This window comes from Faecalicatena sp. Marseille-Q4148, from assembly GCA_018228665.1.
Classification (GTDB): Bacteria; Bacillota; Clostridia; order Lachnospirales; family Lachnospiraceae; genus UBA9414.
Genome location: CP073692.1, coordinates 2,466,961 through 2,491,226 on the forward strand (window position 1 = coordinate 2,466,961; position 24,266 = coordinate 2,491,226).

The 24,266-nt window shown below is 38.4% G+C and carries 20 protein-coding genes and 2 pseudogenes; 18 read left to right on the top strand and 4 right to left on the bottom strand.

Going from position 1 to position 24,266, the window contains the following annotated elements; genetic code table 11:
- The first annotated feature begins 6 nt into the window (after nucleotides 1-6).
- The 8 genes and pseudogenes from KFE17_11780 to KFE17_11815 all read left to right on the top strand — a co-directional run bounded on the left by KFE17_11780 (nucleotide 7) and on the right by KFE17_11815 (nucleotide 7,111).
- Nucleotides 7-939, top strand: coding sequence for a MarR family transcriptional regulator (locus KFE17_11780; protein ID QUO31527.1), 933 nt, complete (start codon nucleotides 7-9; stop codon nucleotides 937-939).
- A gap of 25 nt (nucleotides 940-964) precedes the next feature.
- Nucleotides 965-1,501, top strand: a pseudogene (locus KFE17_11785) (hypothetical protein).
- Between the two features lie 174 nt (nucleotides 1,502-1,675).
- Nucleotides 1,676-1,807, top strand: a pseudogene (locus KFE17_11790) (methionine--tRNA ligase subunit beta).
- A gap of 209 nt (nucleotides 1,808-2,016) precedes the next feature.
- A complete protein-coding gene (locus KFE17_11795) occupies nucleotides 2,017-3,855 on the top strand; it encodes a helix-turn-helix transcriptional regulator (GenBank protein QUO31528.1) in 1,839 nt (612 codons plus the stop codon).
- A gap of 423 nt (nucleotides 3,856-4,278) precedes the next feature.
- Nucleotides 4,279-5,922 (top strand): ABC transporter ATP-binding protein, encoded by a 1,644-nt coding sequence (locus KFE17_11800; GenBank protein ID QUO31529.1) that lies wholly within the window; start codon nucleotides 4,279-4,281, stop codon nucleotides 5,920-5,922.
- A gap of 214 nt (nucleotides 5,923-6,136) precedes the next feature.
- Nucleotides 6,137-6,379, top strand: coding sequence for a hypothetical protein (locus tag KFE17_11805; protein QUO33704.1), 243 nt, complete (start codon nucleotides 6,137-6,139; stop codon nucleotides 6,377-6,379).
- 134 nt (nucleotides 6,380-6,513) lie between these two features.
- Nucleotides 6,514-6,807, top strand: coding sequence for a type II toxin-antitoxin system RelB/DinJ family antitoxin (locus KFE17_11810; GenBank protein ID QUO31530.1), 294 nt, complete (start codon nucleotides 6,514-6,516; stop codon nucleotides 6,805-6,807).
- Nucleotides 6,797-7,111 carry a type II toxin-antitoxin system RelE/ParE family toxin gene (locus KFE17_11815; protein QUO31531.1) on the top strand — a complete coding sequence of 105 codons (315 nt, stop codon included), beginning with the start codon at nucleotides 6,797-6,799 and terminating at the stop codon, nucleotides 7,109-7,111. Before KFE17_11810 ends, KFE17_11815 begins: the two co-directional genes overlap by 11 nt.
- A 132-nt stretch (nucleotides 7,112-7,243) precedes the next feature.
- On the opposite strand, the gene KFE17_11820 is transcribed toward KFE17_11815, so the two are convergent.
- Nucleotides 7,244-8,272: a substrate-binding domain-containing protein gene (locus tag KFE17_11820; GenBank protein ID QUO31532.1), complete on the bottom strand. Its 1,029-nt coding sequence runs from the start codon at nucleotides 8,270-8,272 to the stop codon at nucleotides 7,244-7,246.
- A 224-nt stretch (nucleotides 8,273-8,496) separates the two neighbouring features.
- On the opposite strand from KFE17_11820, the gene KFE17_11825 reads away from it, so the two are divergent.
- The 5 genes from KFE17_11825 to KFE17_11845 are packed head-to-tail and all read left to right on the top strand — an operon-like array spanning nucleotide 8,497 to nucleotide 14,480.
- Nucleotides 8,497-9,435 carry a sugar ABC transporter permease gene (locus KFE17_11825; protein ID QUO31533.1) on the top strand — a complete coding sequence of 313 codons (939 nt, stop codon included), beginning with the start codon at nucleotides 8,497-8,499 and terminating at the stop codon, nucleotides 9,433-9,435.
- 11 nt (nucleotides 9,436-9,446) lie between these two features.
- Nucleotides 9,447-10,343, top strand: a complete 897-nt coding sequence (locus KFE17_11830; GenBank protein QUO31534.1) for a carbohydrate ABC transporter permease — start codon at nucleotides 9,447-9,449, stop codon at nucleotides 10,341-10,343.
- Between the two features lie 15 nt (nucleotides 10,344-10,358).
- A complete protein-coding gene (locus tag KFE17_11835; protein QUO31535.1) occupies nucleotides 10,359-12,050 on the top strand; it encodes an ABC transporter substrate-binding protein in 1,692 nt (563 codons plus the stop codon).
- Between the two features lie 3 nt (nucleotides 12,051-12,053).
- The gene (locus KFE17_11840; GenBank protein QUO31536.1) at nucleotides 12,054-13,520 is read left to right on the top strand and encodes a glycoside hydrolase family 32 protein; all 1,467 of its coding nucleotides are present in this window, start codon (nucleotides 12,054-12,056) and stop codon (nucleotides 13,518-13,520) included.
- A 15-nt stretch (nucleotides 13,521-13,535) separates the two neighbouring features.
- Nucleotides 13,536-14,480 (top strand): carbohydrate kinase, encoded by a 945-nt coding sequence (locus tag KFE17_11845; GenBank protein ID QUO31537.1) that lies wholly within the window; start codon nucleotides 13,536-13,538, stop codon nucleotides 14,478-14,480.
- Nucleotides 14,481-14,764: 284 nt separating this feature from the next.
- Here the strand turns inward: KFE17_11845 and KFE17_11850 are convergent, their stop codons facing one another.
- The gene (locus KFE17_11850; protein ID QUO31538.1) at nucleotides 14,765-15,055 is read right to left on the bottom strand and encodes a hypothetical protein; all 291 of its coding nucleotides are present in this window, start codon (nucleotides 15,053-15,055) and stop codon (nucleotides 14,765-14,767) included.
- Between the two features lie 190 nt (nucleotides 15,056-15,245).
- Here KFE17_11850 and KFE17_11855 point away from each other — a divergent pair, with 190 nt between their 5' ends.
- Nucleotides 15,246-16,007, top strand: coding sequence for a TatD family hydrolase (locus KFE17_11855; protein QUO31539.1), 762 nt, complete (start codon nucleotides 15,246-15,248; stop codon nucleotides 16,005-16,007).
- 24 nt (nucleotides 16,008-16,031) lie between these two features.
- The gene (gene rsmA / locus KFE17_11860) at nucleotides 16,032-16,907 is read left to right on the top strand and encodes a 16S rRNA (adenine(1518)-N(6)/adenine(1519)-N(6))-dimethyltransferase RsmA (protein ID QUO31540.1); all 876 of its coding nucleotides are present in this window, start codon (nucleotides 16,032-16,034) and stop codon (nucleotides 16,905-16,907) included.
- A 128-nt stretch (nucleotides 16,908-17,035) separates the two neighbouring features.
- Here the strand turns inward: rsmA and KFE17_11865 are convergent, their stop codons facing one another.
- Both KFE17_11865 and KFE17_11870 read right to left on the bottom strand, forming a co-directional pair.
- A complete protein-coding gene (locus tag KFE17_11865) occupies nucleotides 17,036-18,715 on the bottom strand; it encodes a response regulator (GenBank protein ID QUO31541.1) in 1,680 nt (559 codons plus the stop codon).
- Nucleotides 18,716-18,743: 28 nt separating this feature from the next.
- Nucleotides 18,744-20,483 carry a histidine kinase gene (locus KFE17_11870; GenBank protein ID QUO31542.1) on the bottom strand — a complete coding sequence of 580 codons (1,740 nt, stop codon included), beginning with the start codon at nucleotides 20,481-20,483 and terminating at the stop codon, nucleotides 18,744-18,746.
- Nucleotides 20,484-20,715: 232 nt separating this feature from the next.
- Between KFE17_11870 and KFE17_11875 the strand changes: the two genes are divergently transcribed.
- The 3 genes from KFE17_11875 to KFE17_11885 all read left to right on the top strand — a co-directional run bounded on the left by KFE17_11875 (nucleotide 20,716) and on the right by KFE17_11885 (nucleotide 24,237).
- Nucleotides 20,716-22,362 (top strand): extracellular solute-binding protein, encoded by a 1,647-nt coding sequence (locus KFE17_11875; protein ID QUO31543.1) that lies wholly within the window; start codon nucleotides 20,716-20,718, stop codon nucleotides 22,360-22,362.
- A gap of 74 nt (nucleotides 22,363-22,436) precedes the next feature.
- A complete protein-coding gene (locus tag KFE17_11880) occupies nucleotides 22,437-23,327 on the top strand; it encodes a sugar ABC transporter permease (GenBank protein ID QUO31544.1) in 891 nt (296 codons plus the stop codon).
- 13 nt (nucleotides 23,328-23,340) lie between these two features.
- Nucleotides 23,341-24,237, top strand: a complete 897-nt coding sequence (locus KFE17_11885; protein ID QUO31545.1) for a carbohydrate ABC transporter permease — start codon at nucleotides 23,341-23,343, stop codon at nucleotides 24,235-24,237.
- Nucleotides 24,238-24,266 lie beyond the last annotated feature (29 nt).

Consider the following 24,266-nt stretch of genomic DNA (forward strand, 5'->3'; position numbering starts at 1 on the left):
AGAAATATGCTTACAAGCGTATTCGGGATTTCTATAAAATGTGAAGCATGGAAACATCAGGATTCTTTACCTGTTTATATCGCTGGAAGTTATGATTTTCAAACAGCATATATTGGAAACAAACGTTGCATAATGCTTATTCCGACAGAAGAGCTTGCAACACTTCCGGCACTGAAAAAGCAAATTACAAAAATACAGCAGATTGATAATGTACCAGTTGTATTTGAACTTGCAACGGTATCAAATTATCGAAGAAAAAGCCTTATAGAAAATAATATACCGTTTATTACTGATAAGCAGGTCTTTCTTCCTTTCATCGGAACAATGCTTTCTGATGAGAAAGCCCCCCAAAAATTAAGGGGTAAGTTTGTTTATTCCACGCAGCAGTTGTTTTTGTTTTATCTGTATAGTAAGAAAAAACGATTGTATATTTCAGAAGCCGGAAAAGTGCTTCCATTTACAGCAATGACCTTGACCAGAGCAGTAAAGCAGTTGGAAACGACGGATTTGTTTTTGGTAGCAAAAGACGGTGTCAACAAGTTTATTGAGTCAAAATATAAGCGAGATGAATTATTTGAAAAAGCAAAAGTATATTTGACGACTCCTGTCCGCAAAGCAGGATATATAGATAAGACGCAAGTTACGGAAAATATGGTCTTTGCAGGGGAAACGGCACTTTCTGAAAAAACAATGTTAAATCCAAGCCGAGTTGCTACCTATGCAATTAGTGAGAAAGATTATGATAAAACCTTGCTAACCGATGAATTGATAGACCCGGATAAGCAGGTAAGACTTGAATTATGGGCATACAGCCCGAAACAATTTTCAGAGGATAACAGTGCTGATGATATTTCCATTGTTTTATCTTTTGGAGATACAAACGATGAAAGAATTGAAGAAGCAGTAGATGAATTGCAGGAAAGAAGGTTGCAGGAGTAATGGTCAGCGGATTTACAAAATTTAAGGAAATGCACAGTTTTATCGTTTCACATCTCCGAAAAGTAAAGAATATCCATATATGATAGAGATATTTTCCAGAAATCCGGATTTTATTATATTGGAAGATGATGCAGTTCTCATACCGCTTCCGATAGATGATGAAATCTCCAGTTTGTCGGCAATCCTTTTAAATGAAGCGTATTATGAATTGCTAAAAACCGGACAAATGATAGTTGATGGCATTCCGGTATTAAGTCCGACTTGTCTGATACCATTTAAGGCGAAAGCATGGTTGGATTTAAAGGAACGCAAGCTGAATGGAGAGCAGGTTGATAGAAAAAATATAAAGAAACATAAAAACGATGTGTTCCGATTAGCACAGTTAATCACAGCCAATACAAGGCAAGTTCTCAGTCCGGAAATAGCAGAGGATATGAAAAAGTTCTTATCTGAAATAGCTGATGAAACAGTGGATTTAAAGTCCTTGGGTATAAGAGGAACAGATAAGCAGAAAATGACAGATATGTTGTACCAGTGTTATGGGTTGAAGGATAATATATAGTACAAGTGTTCTTAAAGATTTTGGACTCAGTGAATCCAAAATCCATGCGGCTATTATTGAAGATTTATATATTGCTTAAAAAGTGAATAACGATTAAGTGGGCAAGGCAAGTGTGAATGATATCTTTGGAAATAAGCGGATTGCAAATATGAAGTATTCTAATGTATTGCAGCTCCACCGCGTAAGATGATGGGAATTGATTCCTGCGGTATGATCATCTCCGCTACACACCTTGTAGAAGGAAGAGAAGGACTGAATGTTCTGATTCTGGATGACAAGATTCCGGCAGGAGCGAAGTTGTACTAAGAGAGTAAAAGCGTTTTATAGTTGATAATAAAGCGAACTATTGAGGGCACTTTTTGAGAGAGAAAATCTTTCAAGGAGTGCCCTTTTTGTGAAGTCAAACCAATTATGTAGTTGCGGATATCAACAGACTGTACAGAAGCAGAAAAATGCGTTATCATTTTACTAAGATCTAAGAAAGGAATAGGGAGAATAGATATACAGGTGACGAGATGGGAAACGGAAGCGGAGAATTATTATACCGCCTGAGAAAAGAGGCGGATGCGACATTGGAACAGTTAGGGAAGGGACTTTGTTCGTTGGCAGAAATAGGGAAAATAGAATCGGATCAGTTAATGCCGGATCATTTTCTGTTTGACAGACTGTTTGGAAGATTAGGAAAATCAGTCGACCGTTTTGAATTTCTGCTTCCGCTGGAGGTATATGAAATCTACGAAGAACGTTTTTTGATCCAGCGGGAACTGTGCTATGGCAGATGGAAAGAAGCGTGGAAAAGGTTAAAGCAATTTGAGGAAAAACACTCATCAGAAAGTCCGCTGCACCGACAGTTTGTTCTAAAGGAGCGGGCACAGATTGTGTGGCTGAGTAAAGGAAAAGAAGAGAAGGTACTGGAACTTTTGGAGGCTGCTATTTGCGAGACAATGCCGCCGGAGGGAGCAGTTGAGAGCAGGATGCTGCTGAGCGCGGAAGAATTAAAACTGCTGCTGTTCCGATGGGAAGTATGTTTGGGTACATGTCAGAAGAGAAGTATCAACGAATTAAAGGCTATTTTGTCCTACAGAAATTTAGAACAGACAGATGATGCGGAAAAAGCAAAATGGTTTCCATATGCAGCATTACTATTTGGAATGGGATGTGACCGGGAAAAAGAACACAATTTTTTGGAATTGTTGACAAAAGAAGCATTATCACTTCTCCGTTCAGAAGGATATTTACTTTATATGCCGGAGATATTGGAACAGTATGCCGTGCTTCTAAAAGAAATAAACGGAGACGAAAAAATGATTCAGACGCTTCTAAGGGAACGGGAAAGTCTTTTAAAAGTGGAAGAAAAATATGGAATGGATTTTTCCGGCTTTCGTTTGTTTGAGCATACAACAAGAAGATTCCAGCTGGAATCAGAGCTGATACGAAAAGAGCGTAAGGCAATGGGAATATCGCAGGAAGAGTTAAGCGACGGAATCTGTGCGCCGGAAACGCTGGCGCGGATAGAGAGTGGGAAACGGCGCCCGAGAGAAAAGAAAGTGAAGGCACTTTTGGAGAAGATGAAGCGGGAAAGGAAGCAGGTAAATCCGCTGATCACGACAAATGATTATGAAGTGTTGAGGTTAATGAGAGAATTCTGTTCTGCACTGGATTATTCAGAATGTGAAACAGCAGGGAAAATATTAGATAAAATAGAAGCACGGTTGGATCGCAGTAAACTTCAAAATAATCAGTTCCTTTGTGTGGAGAGAGTGAAGATTCTATATGCACAAAAGAAATGGACACCAAAAGAATGTTTAGAGGAATTGGAAAAACAATTAAGGCTGACATTGGATATCGAAAAAGGGGATGTATTTAAACACGAATTGACGATTGAAGAACATAGTATTGTGAATGTGATAGCTGTAATTTATTATGAAAATGGAGAAAGAGAAAAAGCAAATAGGATATGGGAACTACAGAAAAAAGGGCTTGAAAATAGTAGATTACACGCTGTATTTCATATACTGGAATGGGAATTAGCTACAGAGAATCTTGCGATGGGAATGGAAGAACAAGGAGAAAAAAGAATTGCTATTGAATTTTGCAGAGAAAAAAAACAAGTATCAATAGAGGCGGGAAGAGGGAATCCGCTAGGACGTTCCCTCATTACAATGGCATCCGCAATGGAAGAAATAAATCAAAAGAAATGCTTGGAGCTATATTTATGTGGATTAGATTTGCTAAAATTATATAAAATGAAAAATAGATATGAAGAGGTGTTGAGTTATCTTTCTAAAAAAGAATTTTTCCAAGCCCTGCATTGCCGGGATCAGTTACGGGAGGCATTGCAGACAGAGAACTAGAAAGTGGCGTGATGCAAAACAGTAAACTCAGTGTTAATGTTAATAAAGTAATTATTGATTTCTTTTTCATGAGATTTATCCTCCTGACAGTGTATGCTTTTGCTTCTATTAATAAACAGTTACTAAAGTGATTATAACAAAATAGTACAACGGAAACCATGACGTTTTGATAGAAAAAATTTCTATTGAAACGTCATGGTATTTTTTTAATCTGTCTGTTAGGATAAAGACATAGCAAAGGACAACATAAAAAAGAACAAAGGAAGGGGACGAATAAAATGTACCTAAAGAAAAATAGACCACCCAACTATTTGCATTGGAAATAATTGTGGTTCATAGACTAAAAAGAAAAGGCTGAGGAATCTTTAAAATTCTCGGCTCTTTTCCGTTTTTTATTATCATACTACAGGGGGCAGACTGAATATGGAACAAGACAGAAAAGTAAAACAAATTGTATGGAAACATAAAGGGTGGCTTGCACTGGTAGTGATTGCCACATGCGCTTACACGGCAAGCGAACTGATGAAAGCCTATGTGATGCAGTTGGTGCTGGATTCAGCAACCCAGATGTCTATGCAGTTGTTTCAGAAAGCATTTATTACATTTGTATTGTATTTGCCAACATTTCTTCTGACTTATACATTTTTATATTTTTGCAAGGAAAAGTTTGTAGTAAAATGCAGTATCTCTATCAAAAATCAGTGGTTTGCAGATATCCAGAAGAAACAGCTCTGCGATTATGATATGCAGGAAGCGTCTACCTATATTTCTCATTTTACAGTAGATGTCAAAACAATTGAAGAAGATTATATCGGCTCGCTGTTGTCGGTAATTCAGGATGTAATCGTAGGAGCTGCTTCGTTAGGAGCGATTCTGACAGTCCACTATACGTTTGTCATAGCGATTGTTTTAAGTGTCTATCTGCCGATATTTGTCAGCAATCTTTGGAAAAAGCGGTTAGAAAAGACGAGGTTGGAGGCTTCGGAGATCAATGGTAAAATGGTGGCACTGATCAAGGAATTGATGAATGGATTTGAAGTGAGCACCTTATTTGGAATCCGCAAAAAAGAAGAGAAGAAATTCCAGAAGATGAACGAGGAGACTGGGGCAAAGACGTTTGATGCAGAGATCAGCGGTGACGCTGCAGTCATCAGCAGTGGTACAGCAAGTATTGCTATTTTCTTTGGAAATATGTTTCTTGGAGTGTTACTTGTTTTAAAAGATTTAATTACACTTGGACAGGTACAATACGTAACACAGCTTATGAACAATGTTGTAAATCCATTGCATCGTATTGGACCGTGTCTGGCAGAAATGAGAACGGCAGAGGCGCTCTATCAGCAGGTAAGTGAAAAATTGCAGGCACATACAGAAATTTCTGAGGCAAAGGAACTTTCACAATTTACAGCAGATATCTGTCTGGACGGGGTATCTTTGGCGAAGAATGAGCGGACGATTCTTGATCAGGTTCGTGTAAGTTTTCAAAAAAATCAAAAATATCTGCTTGTCGGGGAGAGCGGAAGCGGGAAGTCTTCTTTGTTGAAAATACTTTTGAATATGTATGCGGATTATGATGGAAAAGTGAGTGTGGACGGCAATGATTTCCGGCAGATAGATAAAGACAGTTGGTATCAGTGTCTGTCAGTTGTCAGCCAGGATAGTTTTGTTTATCACGATACGCTTTTAAATAACATTACTTTATACAAAGAATATACTGGAGCAGAAATTGATCGGGTAATAGAGCTCTGTGGTCTGGAAGAATTTGTAAAGAGCCATGAAGAAGCATTGGAGTTTATGATTGAAGAAAATGGAAAGAATATTTCCGGAGGAGAACGCCAGAGAATCTGTCTGGCCAGGGCGCTGATCCGCAGACCGTCCCTTCTTATTCTCGATGAGGCAACATCTGCGCTTAATTCGGAGATGGCACATCAGATTGAAGAAAATATTTTAGGACTGGAAGATATGACTGTGATTGCAATCTCACATCGAATCTTCCCAGAGCTGCAGGCTAGATATGATGGTGTGATACGATTTGCAGATCATAAGGCGGCTTTGGAAATGCAATAGAAAGAGAAGTGTTGCTGCATGTTTGACAGCAGGAAGCCTGCTCATATCAAGTCTGGTGTTAGCATCGGCAGTATCCGAAATGTTTGTGAATGAACACACATATATTTTATAGATTTATGCAGATAATATAGGAGAAGAAGCACCGGACGATTGTGCCAGAATGAGCTGATCAGATGGTGCTTTTTATTTTGGGGAGGTGGATTATGGCATTGCCATGTCTGTGCGAAGAATCTGTGAGGCAATCGTGCGTGATGAAAAAACGATTTTGCCGGTATCGAGCATACAACACAACAATCACGAGATTTCAGGTATTGCTCTCAGTATGCCTGCAATTGTCGGAAAAGATGGTATAGAAGGAACAGTTCCGATCAGTTTGAACAGCTGGGAGGAAGAAGCGCTGCAACATTCAGCGGAGACATTAGAAAATATAATCCAGGAAAATCTTCTATCTACGTAAATTAAAAAGTGAATAACGATTAAGCCAAGGGCGGAGCGCTTTAGCTTACAGTGAATTTGCACTATCAATCATTATAAATGTATTGAATTAGAAATGATCAGGCATTATAATAAAGAAAAATGGAGGTGTGAAATATGTCAAGTACAATACAAATTCGCGTCGATGATGAGCTAAAAACGAAATCTGATCAGCTTTTTAAAGATCTTGGAACAGATACAACTACGGCGATTAGAATGTTTTTAACACAAGCTGTGGCAAATAATGGTTTTCCATTTGAAATTAAAAGAATCGTACGAAGTCCATATAGTCCTATGACGGAAAAGGACATTTTAGAAAAACTGGAGAAATCCAGAGAGTCAGCGGCAAAGGGAAATTACAAATCAGCGGAAGCAGTTGTTTCAGAACTGAGGGGAAAATATGGATTATAAGGTTGTTGTTACATCAGATGCAGAAGAAGACTTAGATAGATTTATTCAATATCTTCTGTTTGAAAAGAAGAATGAACAAGCAGCCAGAAATGTTCTTGACGATTTTCAAGATACATTAAATTGTTTGAAAAATGTTGCAGGAAGTTTGTCTTTATGTGAGAACCAAAGACTTAGAGCCTTAGGTTATCATAGAATTAATTTTTTAAGACATCGATATTTTATGCTTTATAGAATCGAAGAAAATTTGGTGTTCATAGATAATATATTTCATGAACTTCAAGACTACGAAAACCAAATGATATAAAATCGAAATAACGAAATAAAGGAAAAGTATATTCACACAAAACAGACCACCGGCTAAGTGATATGATATCCTCAAGTAGGATACCAAAGTCGGTGGTCTTGCTTCATTAAAATACGAACCTCTCGGTCGAATTTAGTCATCAGTTGTTTCACGACGAATTAGGACAGGCGTAATTTGTCTGTGAATAGGTTCTTTTAATGGTGTCGGTTTTCTTTTTTTCATTTCATTCATTTGAAGAACTAAAAGTTCTAAAGCAGATTTTGCGATTTTATCAATTTGCTGACCGATGGTTGTAATTGGGATGATTGCTTCGTTGGCAATTGGAGAGTTATCGAATCCAACAATTTGATAATCTTCTGGCAGTTTTCCGTATTTTTGGAAAATTAGATTTAGAAAAATATTGGCATAAGTGTCATTCGCAAGGAATACGCCTTTTTTCTTATCGGGATAAGAGCTATCAATCTGTTCAAATACTTTTTGGATTGCATTATAAGTTGTTTCATAATTATAACCAAGATCTTGAAGCATTAAATGATACGGAATATTGTATTCTTTACAAGTATCTTCAAAGCCCCTGATACGATTATAAGAGGGGATCTGCTCAGGGACAGGAACATTTACATGGATGAGGATATCGCATTGATTTCGTATCAAAAGATTAGTTGCCTGCACAGCCCCCATATAATTGTCCGTATTTACACTGCAGATGTGTTCTGCTTCCCGCTCAATTGCAACTATTGGAATATGATAAGAAGCAAGTTCTTTTGAAGAGAAGGTATGGCTTAATATAATGAGCCCTTCGATTTTATATGCCATCAGTTCATCTAAATATTGCTGTTCTAATTCTTTTTTATCGCTGCTTACAAAAACAAGAAATTTATAATGATAATCTGAATAGCTGGATAAAATTTGATTTAACATTTCAGAATAATAGTGAAGATACAGATTAGGTATAATGATTCCAATAAATTCACTTTTTCCATTTGCTAATACTTTTGCAAGTTTATTTTCTTGATAACCCAGTTCTTCTAATGCTTTTGCAATTTTTTCCTGATTCTCCAGGGTTAGAGAGTCAGGCTGATTAAAATATCGTGATATTGTGGTTTTTGAAAAATTAGTATATTTTGCAATATCTGCAAATGTTACATTCTTTTTACCCATAATTTAAAACTCCTGTACTATAAACTCCTTTTAGTATATCAAGAAGAAAAGGAAAAAGCAATGTAAAAATAACTGGTTATGTAACCGGTTATTTTTTTAGTGGGAATATTGGAATTAATATTGACATTCTTAATATTATTGTGTACTATTAAGTCAGAAAGTAACCGGTTACTTTACCAGTTACTTAATCGGCTTAGAAATGAGAAAATGGAGGAAGAATTGAAATGAGAGCAGTTACAAAAAAGAAAGCTGTTTCTAAAAAGCAAACGTTTGCACAGAAATTAAGCTATGTAAAGAAAAATTGGCAGCTATATCTGTTTTTTTTGATGCCGGCACTTCTTTTGACAATTATTTTCAAATACATTCCTATGAGTGGGGTATTGATTGCATTTGAAGATTATAATGTCATAGATGGAGTTTTCGGCAGTAAGTGGGTAGGATTAGAGTACTTTAGAAGATTTTTATCATCTCCGGATTTTATGAATTATCTATTGAATACTTTGAAACTAAGTGTTTATGGATTGTTGTGGGGATTTCCGGTACCGATTATTCTTGCACTGCTATTAAATCGTATTCGCAGAGCCGGAATAAGAAAGAAAATTCAATTATTAATCTATGCTCCGAATTTTATCTCCGTAATTGTTTTATGTGGAATGGTCCGTATGTTTCTTTCCCCTGTCGGTCCGATCAATGGAATATTAGGAATTGAAGCTAACTGGATGACAATGCCGGAATCTTTTCGAACAATCTACATTGCGAGCAGCATCTGGCAGACGGCTGGCTGGTCATCTATTATGTATACCGCGGCATTATCGAATGCGAGCAAAGATTTAGAAGAAGCGGCAATTGTAGATGGTGCAAATATTTTTCAGCAGATTCGCTATGTCGAACTTCCGGCGATTAAAAATATTATTGTAATTCAATTTATTTTGCAGGCAGGAAATATTATGAGCATCGGATTTGAAAAGGCGTTTGCTTTACAGACAGATATGAACTTGCCTGCATCAGAAATTCTTTCTACATATGTATATCGAATCGGACTTTTAAATGGAGATTATGGATATTCAACAGCAGTTGGATTGTTTAATTCTATTATCAATGTAATTTTATTGATTGCGGTAAACTGGATTGTAAAAAAATTGAATGATGGAGAAGGATTATAGGAGGTCTCAGAATGGAAACGAAAAGAAAAATGAAGCTTGGAACATCTGATAAATTGCTTCTGGGATTTGGATATCTTATACTTGGAATCTTTGTCCTTGCAGTAATCGTTCCGCTTGTATATGTTGTTGTAGCTTCTTTTATGGATCCAAACGTATTGAATAGTCAGGGAATCAGTCTGAATTTTAAAAACTGGACATTGAATGCATATCAAAGAGTGTTGGAAAATGAAATGATATGGAGAGGATTTTTAAATTCTTTCTTTTACTCAGTAGCATTTACAGTGATTTCGGTTTTTGTGACAATGCTGGCAGCTTATCCAATGTCAAAAAAAGAATTTGTAGGAAGAAAATTTTTCAACGCACTTTTTTTGATTACAATGTTCTTTGGAGGCGGATTGATTCCAACATTTATTTTGGTAAATCAGCTGCATATGGTTAATACAATTTGGGCAATTTTGCTTCCGGGTGCATTTAATGTATGGAATATGATTTTAGCAAGAACGTACTATCAATCTATTCCAAAAGAATTACGGGAAGCTTCAGCAATTGACGGTTCAAATGAAATACAGCATTTCTTTAAAATTATGCTGCCGGTATGTAAGCCGATTCTTGCGGTATTAGCATTATGGTCTTTTGTCGGAATGTGGAATAGTTATTTTGACGCTATGATCTATTTGAATGATGCTGATTTGCAGCCGCTGCAGTTAGTATTGCGATCTATTTTAGTTCAGAATACACCGCAGCCTGGTATGATTGCTGATATTCAAAGTACAGCAGAAATGGCAAAAGTTGCAGAACTTCTGAAATATGCAACGATTGTAGTATCCAGCCTTCCACTATTGATTATGTACCCATTTTTCCAAAAATATTTTGATCAGGGAATTATGGTTGGTTCAGTGAAAGGGTAATAGGAGGAATTGAAAATGAAGAAAAGAATAAAGTCAATAGTTGCACTAGGTCTTTCTTTGATGTTGATGATTTCAGCAGCAGGATGTGGAAAAAGAGAAAGAATGGAAGCTGAAATTGATCCAGATACTCCAATTGAAGAAGTTTCATTTCCTTTGAAAGAAAAAGCAGAGTTGTCATTCATTACAAACGCACCGGCAACATCTACGCAGGAACCAAATGAAAGAGCTATTTTTAAAAGATTAGAAAAACAGACAAATGTACATATTGATTGGACATGTTTTGTTGCAGATCAGTTTGCAGATAAAAAGAATCTTGCGCTTGCACAATTTGGAAATCTTCCGGATGGGTTATTTAATGCGGGAATGAATGACTATGACTTATTACGTTATGCGAAACAGGGAATTATTATACCTGTTGAGAAATTAATTGATAAATACATGCCTAATTTGCAGAAGGTTTTTGAAAAATATCCAGAGTATCGAACCATGTGTACGGCTCCTGACGGGCATATCTATTCTTTCCCATGGATTGAACAGTTAGGGGAAGGAAAGGAAGCCATTCAGGCAATTGGCAATATTCCGTATATTAATAAAAAATGGTTGGATTATTTAGGATTGGAAATACCGAAATCAACAGAAGAGTTGGAAGAAGTGTTGATTTCATTCAGAGATCATGCAGAAGAGCTAGAGGAAGAATTTGCTATCGAGGGAAAGGTAATCCCAATGTCCTTTATCATTAATAATGGGGATCAGGATCCTGGAATTTTAATCAACGGATTTGGTGAAGGGTATGGAGATACGGGAGACCATTTTGCTGTGACTGATGAAGGAAAAGTAATATATACGACTGTACAGGAAGGATATAAAGAAGGGATTAAATGGCTGCATGGGCTTGTGGAGCAAAAATTGGTAGATCCAGAAGCTTTCACACAGGAGTGGTCTACTTATGTAGCGAAAGGAAAAAGTCATCGCTATGGACTTTGTTTTACATGGGATATTTCAAACATTGATAATTATGAAGATTATGTGATGCTTCCGGCATTGGCAGGACCGGATGGTCTAGTCAATGTAACACGGCAAAACAATAGTGAAACGAGTGGATTTGATCGAGGAAGATGTGTTTTGACAACAAGTTGTAAAAATACGGCATTAGCAGCCGCCTGGATTGACCAGATGTATGCTCCGCTCCAATCTCCACAGAATAACTGGGGAACCTATGGGGAAAAAGATTCTTTTAACATTTTTGAAATGACAACAACAGAAACCGGAGAAAAAATGTTGAAACATATGGATCTTGGAGGAGAATCACCGGTAGAAGTAAGAGAAGCTCAATCGGTAAATGGTCCGCTGGCAATATTAAATGAATATTATGATGTATATGTGACACAACCGGCAGATGCAAAATGGCGTTTAGATAATATGCATGAAACATATCTAAAAGATATGCATAGTAAATATGTGTATCCAAATGTATTTATGAGCATTGACGATACAAATAAAGTGTCACAGTATGATACAGATATAAAAAAATATGCGGAGCAGAAAAAAGCAGACTGGATTTTGAACGGAAACATTGAAGAAGAATGGGATAGCTATTTAAAGAAAATGGAACAGTATGGTCTGTCTGATTATCTGGCAATAAAACAAAAATATTTTGATCAGTATCAAGCGTCTTTAGCAAATGAAGATTTAACAGAAAAGGAGTAAACTATGAAAGATGAATTAAAGAAAGCCCGGGAATATGAAAGAGAAGCGCAAAAAAGAATTCCAGAGGGTGAAAAACCTTTATTTCATGTGACACCGCCGATTGGATGGATGAATGATCCGAATGGATTTTCTTTTTATCAGGGAAAGATACACCTGTTTTATCAGTATCACCCTTATACACGAGACTGGGGACCTATGCATTGGGGACACAGCGTTTCAGAAGATATGATATCTTGGGAAATGATGCCGGCAGCCATGGCGCCGGATCAAGAATATGACAGAATGGGCTGCTTTTCGGGAAGTGCAATTGAAAAAGACGGAAAGCATGTACTTGTTTATACCGGAGTAAGTAGACAGAACATGCCGGATGGTACAACGGAAGAACGACAGAATCAGTGTATTGCCTATGGAGATGGAATAACTTATAATAAATGTGAGCATAATCCGGTAATTACAGGTAATATGTTGCCAGATGGATGTAACCGCATTGATTTTCGCGATCCGAAAGTGTGGAAAAAGGGAGATACTTATTATTTAGTCGTAGGAAATAAAAATAAAGACGAAAAGGGACAAGTGGTTCTTTTTTCAAGTGATGATCTGGAAAACTGGAAATTTGAAACGGTATTAGCAGAAAACACCACCGGAAAAATAGGAACAATGTGGGAATGCCCTGATTTCTTCGAATTAGATGATTTCTATTTTTTGATTTGTTCGCCACAAAATATGAAAGCGGAAAAATATAAATTTCACAATGGTCATAATTCCGTATATTTTTCAGGTAAATATAATGAAAATACACATGAATTTCAAAAGGAAGAAGCAAAGTTATTAGATTATGGATTAGATTTTTATGCACCGCAGACAACAGAACTTCCGGATGGGAGACGTGTTTTAATCGCATGGATGAAATCCTGGGATGCAAATATGATACCAGATGATCAAATATGGCAGGGAATGATGACATTACCGAGAGAATTACGATATAGAAATGGTATATTATTGCAATCTCCGGTGGCTGAATTGAAAAATTATCGTAAGAATGAGTGCAATATTGAAAATCAAAAAATTTCCGGCAGAGTTCAACTTGAAGGGATAAAGGGAAGAATATTAGACCTTACCGTAGAGATTAAAGCAGGCGAATTTGATTGTTTTGGCATAGAATTGGCTCACAATAAAGAATATACGACAACCTATACATATAATAGGAAACAAGGAATTATGGAGGTGGATCGTACTTATTGTGGTGTGACAAAAGACGTAGTATGTCAGAGAACGTGGAAGCTGCCGGAAGAAGGAGAAAACCTAAAACTCCGGTTTATCATGGACAGACAGTCGATAGAGTTATTCATTAATGAGGGAGAACAGGTTGTAACAACTGCAATTTGTACGCCACAGGAAGCAGATGAGATTGAATTTTTCTGTGATGGTATTACCACGATTAATGTAGAAAAATATGATATTATACTTTAAAATGGAGGAAATCAAATGGATGTAGTAGCATTGGGAGAATTACTGATTGATTTTACAGAAAATGGGGTTAGCAGTCAGGGAAATCAGATTTTTGAAGCAAATCCAGGCGGAGCTCCATGCAATGTGCTTGCAATGTTAAACAAGTTGGGAAAGAAAACAGCATTTATAGGCAAAGTGGGAAACGATCAATTTGGTACACTGCTTCGTAAGACATTAAATGAAGTCGGGATTGATACATCAAATCTTTTTACAGACGATGAAGTAAATACAACACTTGCATTTGTTCATACACTGGAAGATGGAGATCGGGAATTTTCTTTTTACCGTAATCCGGGAGCGGATATGATGTTGACAGAAGACGAAATTGATGAGGAGTTCCTTTCACAGGCGAAAATCTTCCATTTTGGGACATTGTCTATGACACAGGATGAGGTTAGAGCAGCAACAAAGAAAGCTGTGAAGTCAGCAAAGCAGAGTGGGGCACTAATTTCATTTGATCCCAATTTACGAGAGCCGTTATGGAGTTCATTAGAACTGGCAAAAGAGCAGATGGAGTATGGATTTTCTCAATGCGATATTTTAAAAATATCAGATAATGAGATACAATTTGTATCCGGAAAAGAAGATTACGATGAAGGAATTAAATACCTTCAAGAAAAATATCAGATTCCATTGATTTTGCTGACAATGGGAAAAGAGGGAAGTCGTGCGTATTACAAAGGGATGCGAGTAGAGCGCAGTGGTTTTTCTGTGAAAACGATCGAAACAACAGGCGCAGGAGATACATTTGGCGGGAGTGCGCTGAATTATATATTAGAGCATGATTTTTATAATCTGACAGAAGAACAATTGGGAGAACTTTTAGTATTTGCAAACGCAGCGGCAGCGCTTGTCACAACAAAAAAAGGTGCGCTTCTGGCAATGCCGGAACGCAGGGAAATCGAAAGAATTACGTTATAATAAAATCGAAATAATCTGTTTGGCAAACCGAGGATATTTATTCAGATACAATGTTTCCAAATGATTTGAGACCGGAGGAAAATCACGGATATAGAACAAAATATCGGGGGTAGAGAATCGTTACACAAATTGTATGATAAATACTTATAAAGGCTGATGATTTCTGCGGTAAATGCTCATGCAGATATTGTCAGCTTTTCTATATTTAGAGGAGGTTTTATCCGAAATAAAAAAATGTTGAAATGGATTACGGGTTAAAATCCATTTCAACATTTTTGTATAAACTAGCTTAACTGTACTTCTTTTGCTTCTTCCGGTTTGAATTCGTTGTACAGATCATAGATGTTATGTCCTGTAGATTCTCCGAGGACACGTCCTTCTAAAGAGTAGCAACGGATGAAACGTTTCGGATCAATAGATGACCAGTGCTCAATATCCCAGCTCATATATCCGTCAGCGTCAGATTTCTTTTCATTTAAGATTAAGTCAACCTGGCGTCCGGCAACCATGATATCGATCAATCCTTTTTCATCCAGTTCTAATTCTGTTTTGTTTACTGTGTCATATACTTTCATATTCTATTCCTCCACTATCTTTTCCGCGCTTGCAGTAAAATTCCGTAGCGTGGTCTCTTTTCGAGATGATTCTATATTGAATTATAGTATGTTTTCTCCTATAATACAAGGTAGTTTTTGTAAAAAGCGAAAGCTTGCCAAAGTGTTTTATGACGCATTGGTGTCTTTCGCGGAAAGGCGGATTAGAAGAATGATATTTGACAGTCATGCACATTATGATGATGAGCAGTTTGATGAAGATAGAGAACAATTATTAAATACAATGAAAGAACATGGAGTGGGAACGATTGTTAATATTGGGGCGACACTTCGTTCCTGCGAGACAACACTTGCATTGGCGCAAAAATATCCATTTATGTATGCTGCGCTTGGAGTACATCCGGATGAGGTCGGTGATCTGAATGAAGAGACATTTGCCTGGCTGAAAGAGCAGTGCCGGAACGAGAAAGTTGTAGCAGTCGGAGAAATTGGACTTGATTATTATTGGAACAAAGAAGAGAAAGAGATACAGGAGAAATGGTTTATCCGACAGCTTGAACTTGCGAGAGAGCTTCAGCTTCCATTCTCTGTTCACAGTCGGGAGGCCGCGGAAGATACGATGCGGATTATGAAGGAACACGCAGCAGGTCTTAGGGGTGTCATTCATTGTTTTTCTTATTCTCCGGAACAGGCGGAGGAATATGTAAAGATGGGATATTATATTGGCGTTGGGGGCGTTGTCACGTTTAAGAATGGCAGGAAGCTCAAAGAGACAGTTCGGCGAATTCCGTTGGAGCGGATTCTTCTGGAAACCGACTGTCCGTATCTTGCACCGGAGCCGAATCGGGGCAGACGAAATTCTTCCATCAACCTTACATATGTGGCGGAAGAGATTGCAAGAATCAAAGAAATCAGTTATGATGAAGTAGTAGCCCAGACAGAAAAAAATGCCCGGGAATTATTTGGAATTTAAAGAGAAAAGGAGTTCAGTTTATATATGCCAGAACCAACATTGGGTAATCCACAAAATACAATTGCAGTGCTGCAGAAATATAATTTTTCATTTCAAAAGAAGTTTGGTCAGAATTTTCTGATCGATACGCATGTGCTGGATAAGATCATAAGGGCGGCAGAGATTACAAAAGATGATTATGTGTTGGAGATCGGACCGGGAATCGGTACGATGACGCAGTATCTCGCCAATGCAGCCAGAAAGGTAACGGCTGTTGAGATCGACAAGTCGCTGATTCCGATTCTTGCAGATACATTGCAGGAATATGATAATGTTTCTGTTATTAATGAAGATGTGCTGAAAGTGGATATTGCAAAGCTTGCACAGGAGGAGAATGACGGCAGACCGATTAAAGTTGTGGCGAATCTTCCATACTATATTACAACACCGATCATTATGGGCTTATTTGAGAGTCATGTGCCGGTAAAGAGTATTACGGTCATGGTGCAGAAAGAGGTGGCAGACCGTATGCAGGTGGGACCGGGAACAAAGGATTACGGAGCGCTTTCTCTGGCGGTACAGTATTATGCGAGACCATATATTGTGGCAAATGTTCCGCCGAATTGTTTCATGCCGCGGCCGAAGGTTGGATCTGCGGTTATCAGACTGGAGCGCTATGAGGAGCCGCCGGTACAGGTAGAAGATGAACACTTGATGTTCCGCATCATTCGCGCATCATTTAATCAGCGAAGAAAGACTCTCGTAAATGGACTTGTGAATTCCCCGGAGATTTCTTTTGGGAAAGAGGAGATCATCTCCGCAGTTGAGAAGCTGGGGAAAGGGCCATCTGTGCGCGGAGAGGCGCTGACGCTGGAAGAATTTGCGGCATTAAGTAATTTTATGAGTGAAATGAGAAAATAATATAATGCGATAGAATCGAAAGAAACATCGCATTACAAGAGAGAAAAAACAGCAGTTTTCCGGACAGAGTGTTCTGTCGATAGGAATACTGCTGTTTTTATTATATAATCTGTCTTATGCAGATATGTTTATTCATTTGCAGGAAGTTCTGTCATAGATTCATGATAATGAATACGCTGGTATTCACTAGGGGTAATTCCAACAGATTTCTTGAAGACAAGGGAGAAATACTGTGGACTGTCGAAACCGATCGCTGCGGCAATTGCCTGCATGGAATCGCTGCTTGTGGAGAGCAGATATTTGGCTTTTGCAATCCGTTCCTGGTAAATATATTCCGAAAGTTTTACGCCGGTACTCTGTTTAAACAATCTGGAAATATATGTTTCATTATAGTTTACAATAGCGGATAAAGATGAAAGTGAAATGGACTCGGAAAGATGTTCTTTAATATAGTCTTTAATCTTTCGAATGACAGTTTCGCTTTTATCGCTCGCATTTGCAGAAAGCAGATCAAACATATGTTTTGAAAATTCTTTGAGATAGCGAAAGGCTTCCTCCCATGTTGTAAATTCGGCAAGATGATAGAGCGGATATACGGCAATCCGGGCTGCCAGTTTTTCCTGCAGATGATATAGACTGATATGCGAGATCAGCGCTGTGGAAATGCATAGATAAATGTGTATTGCATCGAGAGAATGCATACTTTTCAGGGTGCAGCATTCTTTGGCAAGCTGGTCAAGTGCTTTATAGTATTCTGCAGGAGTGTTCTGGTATAAGGAGAAAGAAAGCGCCTGCAGCTGGCGTTCTGTTTGTCCTTTTGCATCCGGAGAAGTTTTTGGAAGAAGATTGGAGGCTTCTTTTTTTGTGTATACTGTGACCGAAGAAGAAGGCCAGTTGGTTTTCAGGTTTTGGATTTCCGGATGCTGGATCAGCTGATAATAGGTATTAGACACTTGATTCCATTTTACAGCATCCGGATAGAGAACAAGATTTAGGTTCCAGTGAAGTACAGTTACGCTGTAATTCATAAGGTCTTCTGCAAAGCCTTTTAAAAATGCCAGTTCACTTTGAACAGCATTGCGGAAATCGTCATTAGGCTGAAAGAAAAGAAGCATACGTCCATGTTTCAGATTCAGTACGGAAGAACAGAAAGAACCGTTTAACAGCTTTTCGATCGGGCCAAGATAAGCCAGGATCAGAGAAGACAGATTTGACTGATATTCGTCAATTGTTCGAAGATGAACAGACATATATCCCATATAGACCGGCTTAGAAAGGTCCAGTTGGAAATCTGATCCGGTCAGCTGGAGTTCGTTTTTCATGTGAGTCAGATCGTGGCCGGATACAAGCTCCATCAGGATGTTTTGCTGGAGCAGATGTGTCAGCAGCCGGTCTTTGTTCCTGGCGTCATTAATCAGGACGGCGGTCTGTGATTCCTGGTTGATGAGATCGATATGTTTTTGAATCTCAGTGAGGATCGTCTCGTCTGATTCTGTTTTTAGAAGGTAAGAGGTCGAGGCAAAATGGTTTGCCTGATATACATATTCAAAATTATCATAGGCTGTCAAAAAAATAATATGACAGCGCGGCCAGCTGGATTTCACTTTTTTTGCCAGTTCAAGACCGGTGCATCCCGGCATGTGAATATCCAGCAAAATGAGATCGATTTTTGTTGCAGAAAGTATATTCAGAGCCTCCGGTGCAGAGTAAGCTTTTTCGATATAAACTTCCTCTTTGATATTTTCTTCTACAAGAGATAATAAGTAATTTACAATATAGCGTTCGTCATCAACAATGAGTATATTCATGTCACTTCTCCTTTAAAGATGATGTAATTTATATGTTTGTCCGCAATGTGATTTCTACACAGAGTCCTCCAAGATCTGAACGGCGGACTTTGAGGGAATCTTTATAATTTGAGAAGATATTTAGTCTTCGCTGAATGTTTAAAATACCGGACATTTCGATTCCGGAAGAGGAAATGGCTGTAGCTGTCAGCTGTTGTGTCAGATATTTTAGTGTCTCATCAGTAAGTTCATCTCCATTATCTTCGATGCGGATTGTGAGATGCTCTGTATCTGTCAGAAAACTCATATGAATATATCCGTCCGCCAGTTTGTTCGTCAAACCATATTTGAAAGCATTTTCAAGAATTGGCTGAAGAACCAATTTTGGTACCGGAATCTTATGAAATTGTTCCGGAAGTGGTTCCAGCTCAATACGAATACGCCCTTCAAAACGAAGTCCCTGAATATAAGAATAATTAGTTACATTTTCATATTCTTCCCGGAGGGTTACATTATCCATGCTGTTTTTTGTGATATAGCGGAAACAGGAGGCCAGCGCGCTTGCGACTTCCTGGGCAACATCCGGATCAAATCGGATCATTCGTTGGAGCATGAAGAAGCTGTTATAAAGAAAATGAGGATTGATCTGAGCCTGAAGCTGTTTCATTTCTGCTTTTTGTAAAAGAAGTTTCTGATTATAATCTTTTTCAATTAACTGTTCCAGTTTTTCCGCCATATCATTAAACGCATTAAAAAGATAAGCGAAATCGTTGCTCTCGGCAGGTGAGATCCTTACATGAAAGTTCCCCTGCTCCACTTGATCAAAGGCTTCTGTCAGTTTAATGAGAGGGCGGTGAACCATGCGGTAAATTCCGGCAAAAAAGATCAGACATGCAGTAATAATCAATACAAAAAGCGCAAACATCAGGAAGTAGCTGTATTGGATTGTCGGCATAAGCGCTGCAGTTGGAATTAAACGAATGTAGGTTCCTCCTGAATAGCTGGTGGTACTTGCAAAAGCAACATAAGGTGTACCGTCCAAAGTGACTTCTTCGTATGCAGCTTTTTTGGTAAATTCATGTCGGAATACAAAATTGCGTGTTTCCAACGTATTCGTATTCGGAATATTTGAAAGGGAAAATCCATTTTCCAGCCGGAAGAAATACAGCTCTCCCGGAAAGGAGATATTATCATCCATATATTTTTTTAATTCCTGTTGGGAAATAACCATACTGACTGCATATGGGCGGGAAGAGGTCGGAGGCGCCAGAAATACAGACAGCTCATATTTCCCGGTTTCAGGGTTAATATAGTATTGGATTAGTCCCTGGTTAGAAGTCATATTGTGATAGAACGTGTTTTCTTTTTCGGAAAGGGTCTGATAGCTTCCGAATTTATAGCCGGCAGAATTTAATACAAGATTATGATCAAATAAATAGGCGTGCGTTGACTTCAATAGTGGATTTGTAGAAGCAATGTTGGAGAGCTGATCCCGGAGCAGATTGATCCACATAGATTTTTCATATGGAGAAAATAAATTATACATTACGGATAGATCGCGGAGAATATCCTGTTCCAAAATGTTCAGATTAGCAATGTAAATTTGTTTCAGATCTGTGTCAAGGTGCCCGATATAAGTGTCATTTGTTGTTTTAATTCCACTTAACTGATGCTCTTTCTGCTTTACATTCTGAGAATGAAGATACCATGCACTAAAAGAAGTGAGAGGAATCAAGACAATAATAAATAATATGATAACTTTTTTTAATAAAGAATTTGGATTTTTCATAGCTGTCTCCTGAGTTTTGTATAATCTACGGAAAAAGTATATCATGCCGGAAAATGTAACGCAAAGTTCTTTAGTTATAATATCTTGCAATACTTATAAAAAATTGACATGATTGTAAAAAGAAGATAAAAAATTGAAAAAATGTAAAAATATTTGCTATATATTTGCTAAATATTTTTTTAGAATAGGCATTAGAAAAAGAAAGGCGACTCGTGGGAAAGGAGTAAAGTGTATGAAAAAGAGAAAACAGGCGCTGGCATTTCTTCTGGCAGGCTGCATGGCATTCGGTATGACTGGCTGTATGACAAAAGGAGAAGATAAGAGCGCAAACAAAAAAGGAGAAACACAGAAAAAGGTAGAGGCTCCGGAAGGACCGCTTGAAAAATACAGTGAGACAGTGAAAATCTCTACTGTACTTCCGGAAAATGCCGGTATTCAGTGGCAGGAAGGCGACAGCTACGATGACAACCCGTGGTACCGTGCTTACAAAGAAAGACTGAACATTGAAGTAACAAATGACTGGGTATCTAATGATTATTCAACAAAATTGAACCTGACAATCGCGGACGGAAATCTTCCGGATGTATTTTGTGTAAATGATCAGCAGTTTCAGCAGTTGATCGAGGCAGACTTAATCTGGGATATGACAGAGAGCTTTGACAAATACGCTTCTGATGCATTAAAAGGATATATGGAATCTGAGAGTGATACTTTTGAGACAGGTAAAAGAGACGGAAAATTATATGGTATTCCACAGCTTTCCTATGGAATTATCGACCAGCCAAACCAGGTGTGGGTTCGTCAGGACTGGGGAAATCAGGCAGGACTGAAAGATATCAAAACAGTAAAAGATATGGAAGAACTCGGAAAGAAATTCATGGCACAGGGAAGCAAATATGCTTTCACAGAAGACCAGAATCTTGACTGTATGTTTGTAATGGCGCCGGCATGGGGAGCACATCCGGGTATCTGGGTAGAAGGCGAAGATGGAAACCTGGAATATGGTTCTGTTCAGCCGCAGATGAAGGATGTTCTGACAACATATGCACAGTGGTATAAAGATGGACTTCTGAATGCAGAATTCACAACAACAGATATGGACAAGATGTTCCAGGGAGTCATTAACGGTGAAGTAGGCATTATGCCTTACGCACAGTGGGTTGGATACAATCCGGGACCGGACGTGGTCTCTAATCAGGGACCGGAAGCCGTTATGGATGCATATGCAATCCCGACAGCAACGGGTGAAGAAGTAAAATCTAACATTACATATTCTAACTATGGTTATGTTGTAGTAAGCAAAGACTGTCAGAATCCGGAAGCAGCAGTAAAACTGTTAAACTTCTATGCATACATGATGGATGAATCTCAGGGAAAAGAAGATCCGGAATTTATTAACAGCTTCTTTGATAATGCATATTTAACTATTCCATATGCATTACGTGTAGTTAATCCGATGACAGACTACATTCAGTTTGAAAAAGTAACAGATTATCTGGAAAAATACCAGAATGGTGAAGAAGTAGATCCGGCAGAGCTTGGTAAAGATGCTGTTAAATATAACAACTGTGTAGACTGGATTGAAAACAAAAATCCGGCAGCACTAGGTGATTATATGCAGCAGGGAAGTCCGAAATCAGCATACCGTATTTCTAAAGAAGTGATCGATGAGGAGCGCTACATTAAAGATGCTTACTGGGGACAGCAGGTAGAAACGCTTCTGAATTCCGGAAGTACACTAGATGATATCTTAAAAGAAGGATTTACAAAGATTATTGTAGGTGAAGAACCGATTGAATACTTTGATACACTTGTAGAAAACTGGAAAACTGCAGGTGGAGAAAAAGCTACAGAAGAAGTAAACGAATTGTGTAAATAATATTTGAGAGAGGATGTCCCTACTAAGGAGCAGCTTAGCAAGGGACATCTTTTATTTGAGAAGGAGACGACAATATGCGTTCAAAGTTAAAAAAACAATGGCAATATCATCTCATGCTTCTTCCGGGAGTGATTTTGGTTTTTATTTTCAGCTATATTCCGCTGTATGGTTTGATCATTGCATTTCAAAAATATAACCCTGGTATGGGCTTTTCTTCCCCATGGGTAGGACTGGACAATTTTAAATATTTATTTAGTCAGCCGGCATTTCTGCGTACGATATGGAATACATTTTATATCGCGTTCTTCAAATTGATTGGTGGAATTATCGTACCGGTATTCGTTGCACTTCTGTTAAATGAAGTGATTTCCAATAAATTAAGAAGAACGTTCCAGACATTAGTTTATATCCCGAACTTCTTATCATGGGTTATTATGGCAGGTGTGCTCATGGATCTTCTGGCAAAGGACGGAGCGATCAATCAGCTTCTTGTATCGATTGGTCTGCCCGCTATTAATTTCCTTGGAAGTCCGAAGGTATTCCCGTGGACGATGATCATTACGGATATCTGGAAGGGCTTCGGTTTCGGAACAGTTGTTTATCTGGCAGCGCTTACAAGCATCGACCCGGGACTTTACGAGTCAGCGATCTTAGATGGCGCTACGAGATGGCAGAGAATCAAATATATTACGCTTCCGATGCTGATGCCGACAATCATCCTGATGACAGTGCTTGCTCTTGGAAGTGTATTAAATGCAGGCTTCGACCAGATCTTTAACCTGTATTCTCCGATCGTATATGAGACAGGAGATATTATTGATACATATGTTTACCGTCTTGGTATTCAGCAGGCACAGTATTCGGTAGGTGCGGCAATCGGTCTGTTCAAATCAGCAGTATCTTGTGTAATGGTTGTTACTTCTTATGTTCTTGCAGATAAAGTTGCAGGATATCGTATTTTCTAGGAAGGGGAAGGACATGAAAGAGTATAAGACAAAAGGAAGTATTATTTTTAATGTAGTTAATATTACATTTTTAGTTCTCGTTTCCCTGACATGTGTGCTTCCGTTCGTTCACCTGCTTGCAGTATCCTTCAGTGGAAGCGCGGCGGTAAATGCCGGAAAAGTAGGTCTGTGGCCGGTAGATTTCACACTGTCAGCCTATGAATATGCGCTGCAGGGAGGCAAATTTGTGAGATCATTACTGATCTCTGTAGAACGAGTTGTGCTTGGTGTCGGACTAAATCTTGTATTAATGGTCATTACAGCATATCCGCTGTCAAAAACAAGTAAAAAAGTATCCGGAAGAAATATTTATATGGCATTTTTTGTGTTGACAATGTTAATCAGCGGTGGTATGATTCCAACTTACTTAGTTGTTACAAAGCTTGGTTTAAAGGATACAATCTGGTCACTGATCTTACCGGGAGCGCTTCCGGTATATAACATGATTATTCTTATGAATTTCATGAGAGGCCTTCCGGAAGAGATGGAAGAAGCAGCAGCAATCGACGGTGCGACGCCGTTCCAGATATTAATCAAAGTAATCCTTCCGGTATTAAAACCGGCGCTGGCAACAGTTGGTTTGTTCTGCATCGTTTCCCATTGGAACGACTGGTTCAGTGGAATGATCTACATGAACAACCCGGATAACTATCCATTGCAGACATATTTGCAGACATTACTTCAGAATTTTGAGCAGATTCTTATGCAGGAAGGAGCAGGCGGAGATATTCAGCGTCTTCTTGTGCAGATGAATGCCAGAACAGGACGTGCAGCGCAGTTATTCCTCGGAGCGATTCCGGTTATGCTGATCTATCCGTTCCTGCAGAAATATTTTACAAAGGGACTTGTGCTTGGAAGTGTAAAAGGTTAGTGGAAGTTCCGGACAGGAGTATAATTTAA

Coding starts and splice junctions, on each gene's coding strand:
- KFE17_11780 (QUO31527.1), top strand. CDS start 7: ATGCTTACAAGCGTATTCGGGATTTCTATAAAATGTGAAGCATGGAAA.
- KFE17_11795 (QUO31528.1), top strand. CDS start 2,017: ATGGGAAACGGAAGCGGAGAATTATTATACCGCCTGAGAAAAGAGGCG.
- KFE17_11800 (QUO31529.1), top strand. CDS start 4,279: ATGGAACAAGACAGAAAAGTAAAACAAATTGTATGGAAACATAAAGGG.
- KFE17_11805 (QUO33704.1), top strand. CDS start 6,137: ATGTCTGTGCGAAGAATCTGTGAGGCAATCGTGCGTGATGAAAAAACG.
- KFE17_11810 (QUO31530.1), top strand. CDS start 6,514: ATGTCAAGTACAATACAAATTCGCGTCGATGATGAGCTAAAAACGAAA.
- KFE17_11815 (QUO31531.1), top strand. CDS start 6,797: ATGGATTATAAGGTTGTTGTTACATCAGATGCAGAAGAAGACTTAGAT.
- KFE17_11820 (QUO31532.1), bottom strand. CDS start 8,272: ATGGGTAAAAAGAATGTAACATTTGCAGATATTGCAAAATATACTAAT.
- KFE17_11825 (QUO31533.1), top strand. CDS start 8,497: ATGAGAGCAGTTACAAAAAAGAAAGCTGTTTCTAAAAAGCAAACGTTT.
- KFE17_11830 (QUO31534.1), top strand. CDS start 9,447: ATGGAAACGAAAAGAAAAATGAAGCTTGGAACATCTGATAAATTGCTT.
- KFE17_11835 (QUO31535.1), top strand. CDS start 10,359: ATGAAGAAAAGAATAAAGTCAATAGTTGCACTAGGTCTTTCTTTGATG.
- KFE17_11840 (QUO31536.1), top strand. CDS start 12,054: ATGAAAGATGAATTAAAGAAAGCCCGGGAATATGAAAGAGAAGCGCAA.
- KFE17_11845 (QUO31537.1), top strand. CDS start 13,536: ATGGATGTAGTAGCATTGGGAGAATTACTGATTGATTTTACAGAAAAT.
- KFE17_11850 (QUO31538.1), bottom strand. CDS start 15,055: ATGAAAGTATATGACACAGTAAACAAAACAGAATTAGAACTGGATGAA.
- KFE17_11855 (QUO31539.1), top strand. CDS start 15,246: ATGATATTTGACAGTCATGCACATTATGATGATGAGCAGTTTGATGAA.
- rsmA (QUO31540.1), top strand. CDS start 16,032: ATGCCAGAACCAACATTGGGTAATCCACAAAATACAATTGCAGTGCTG.
- KFE17_11865 (QUO31541.1), bottom strand. CDS start 18,715: ATGAATATACTCATTGTTGATGACGAACGCTATATTGTAAATTACTTA.
- KFE17_11870 (QUO31542.1), bottom strand. CDS start 20,483: ATGAAAAATCCAAATTCTTTATTAAAAAAAGTTATCATATTATTTATT.
- KFE17_11875 (QUO31543.1), top strand. CDS start 20,716: ATGAAAAAGAGAAAACAGGCGCTGGCATTTCTTCTGGCAGGCTGCATG.
- KFE17_11880 (QUO31544.1), top strand. CDS start 22,437: ATGCGTTCAAAGTTAAAAAAACAATGGCAATATCATCTCATGCTTCTT.
- KFE17_11885 (QUO31545.1), top strand. CDS start 23,341: ATGAAAGAGTATAAGACAAAAGGAAGTATTATTTTTAATGTAGTTAAT.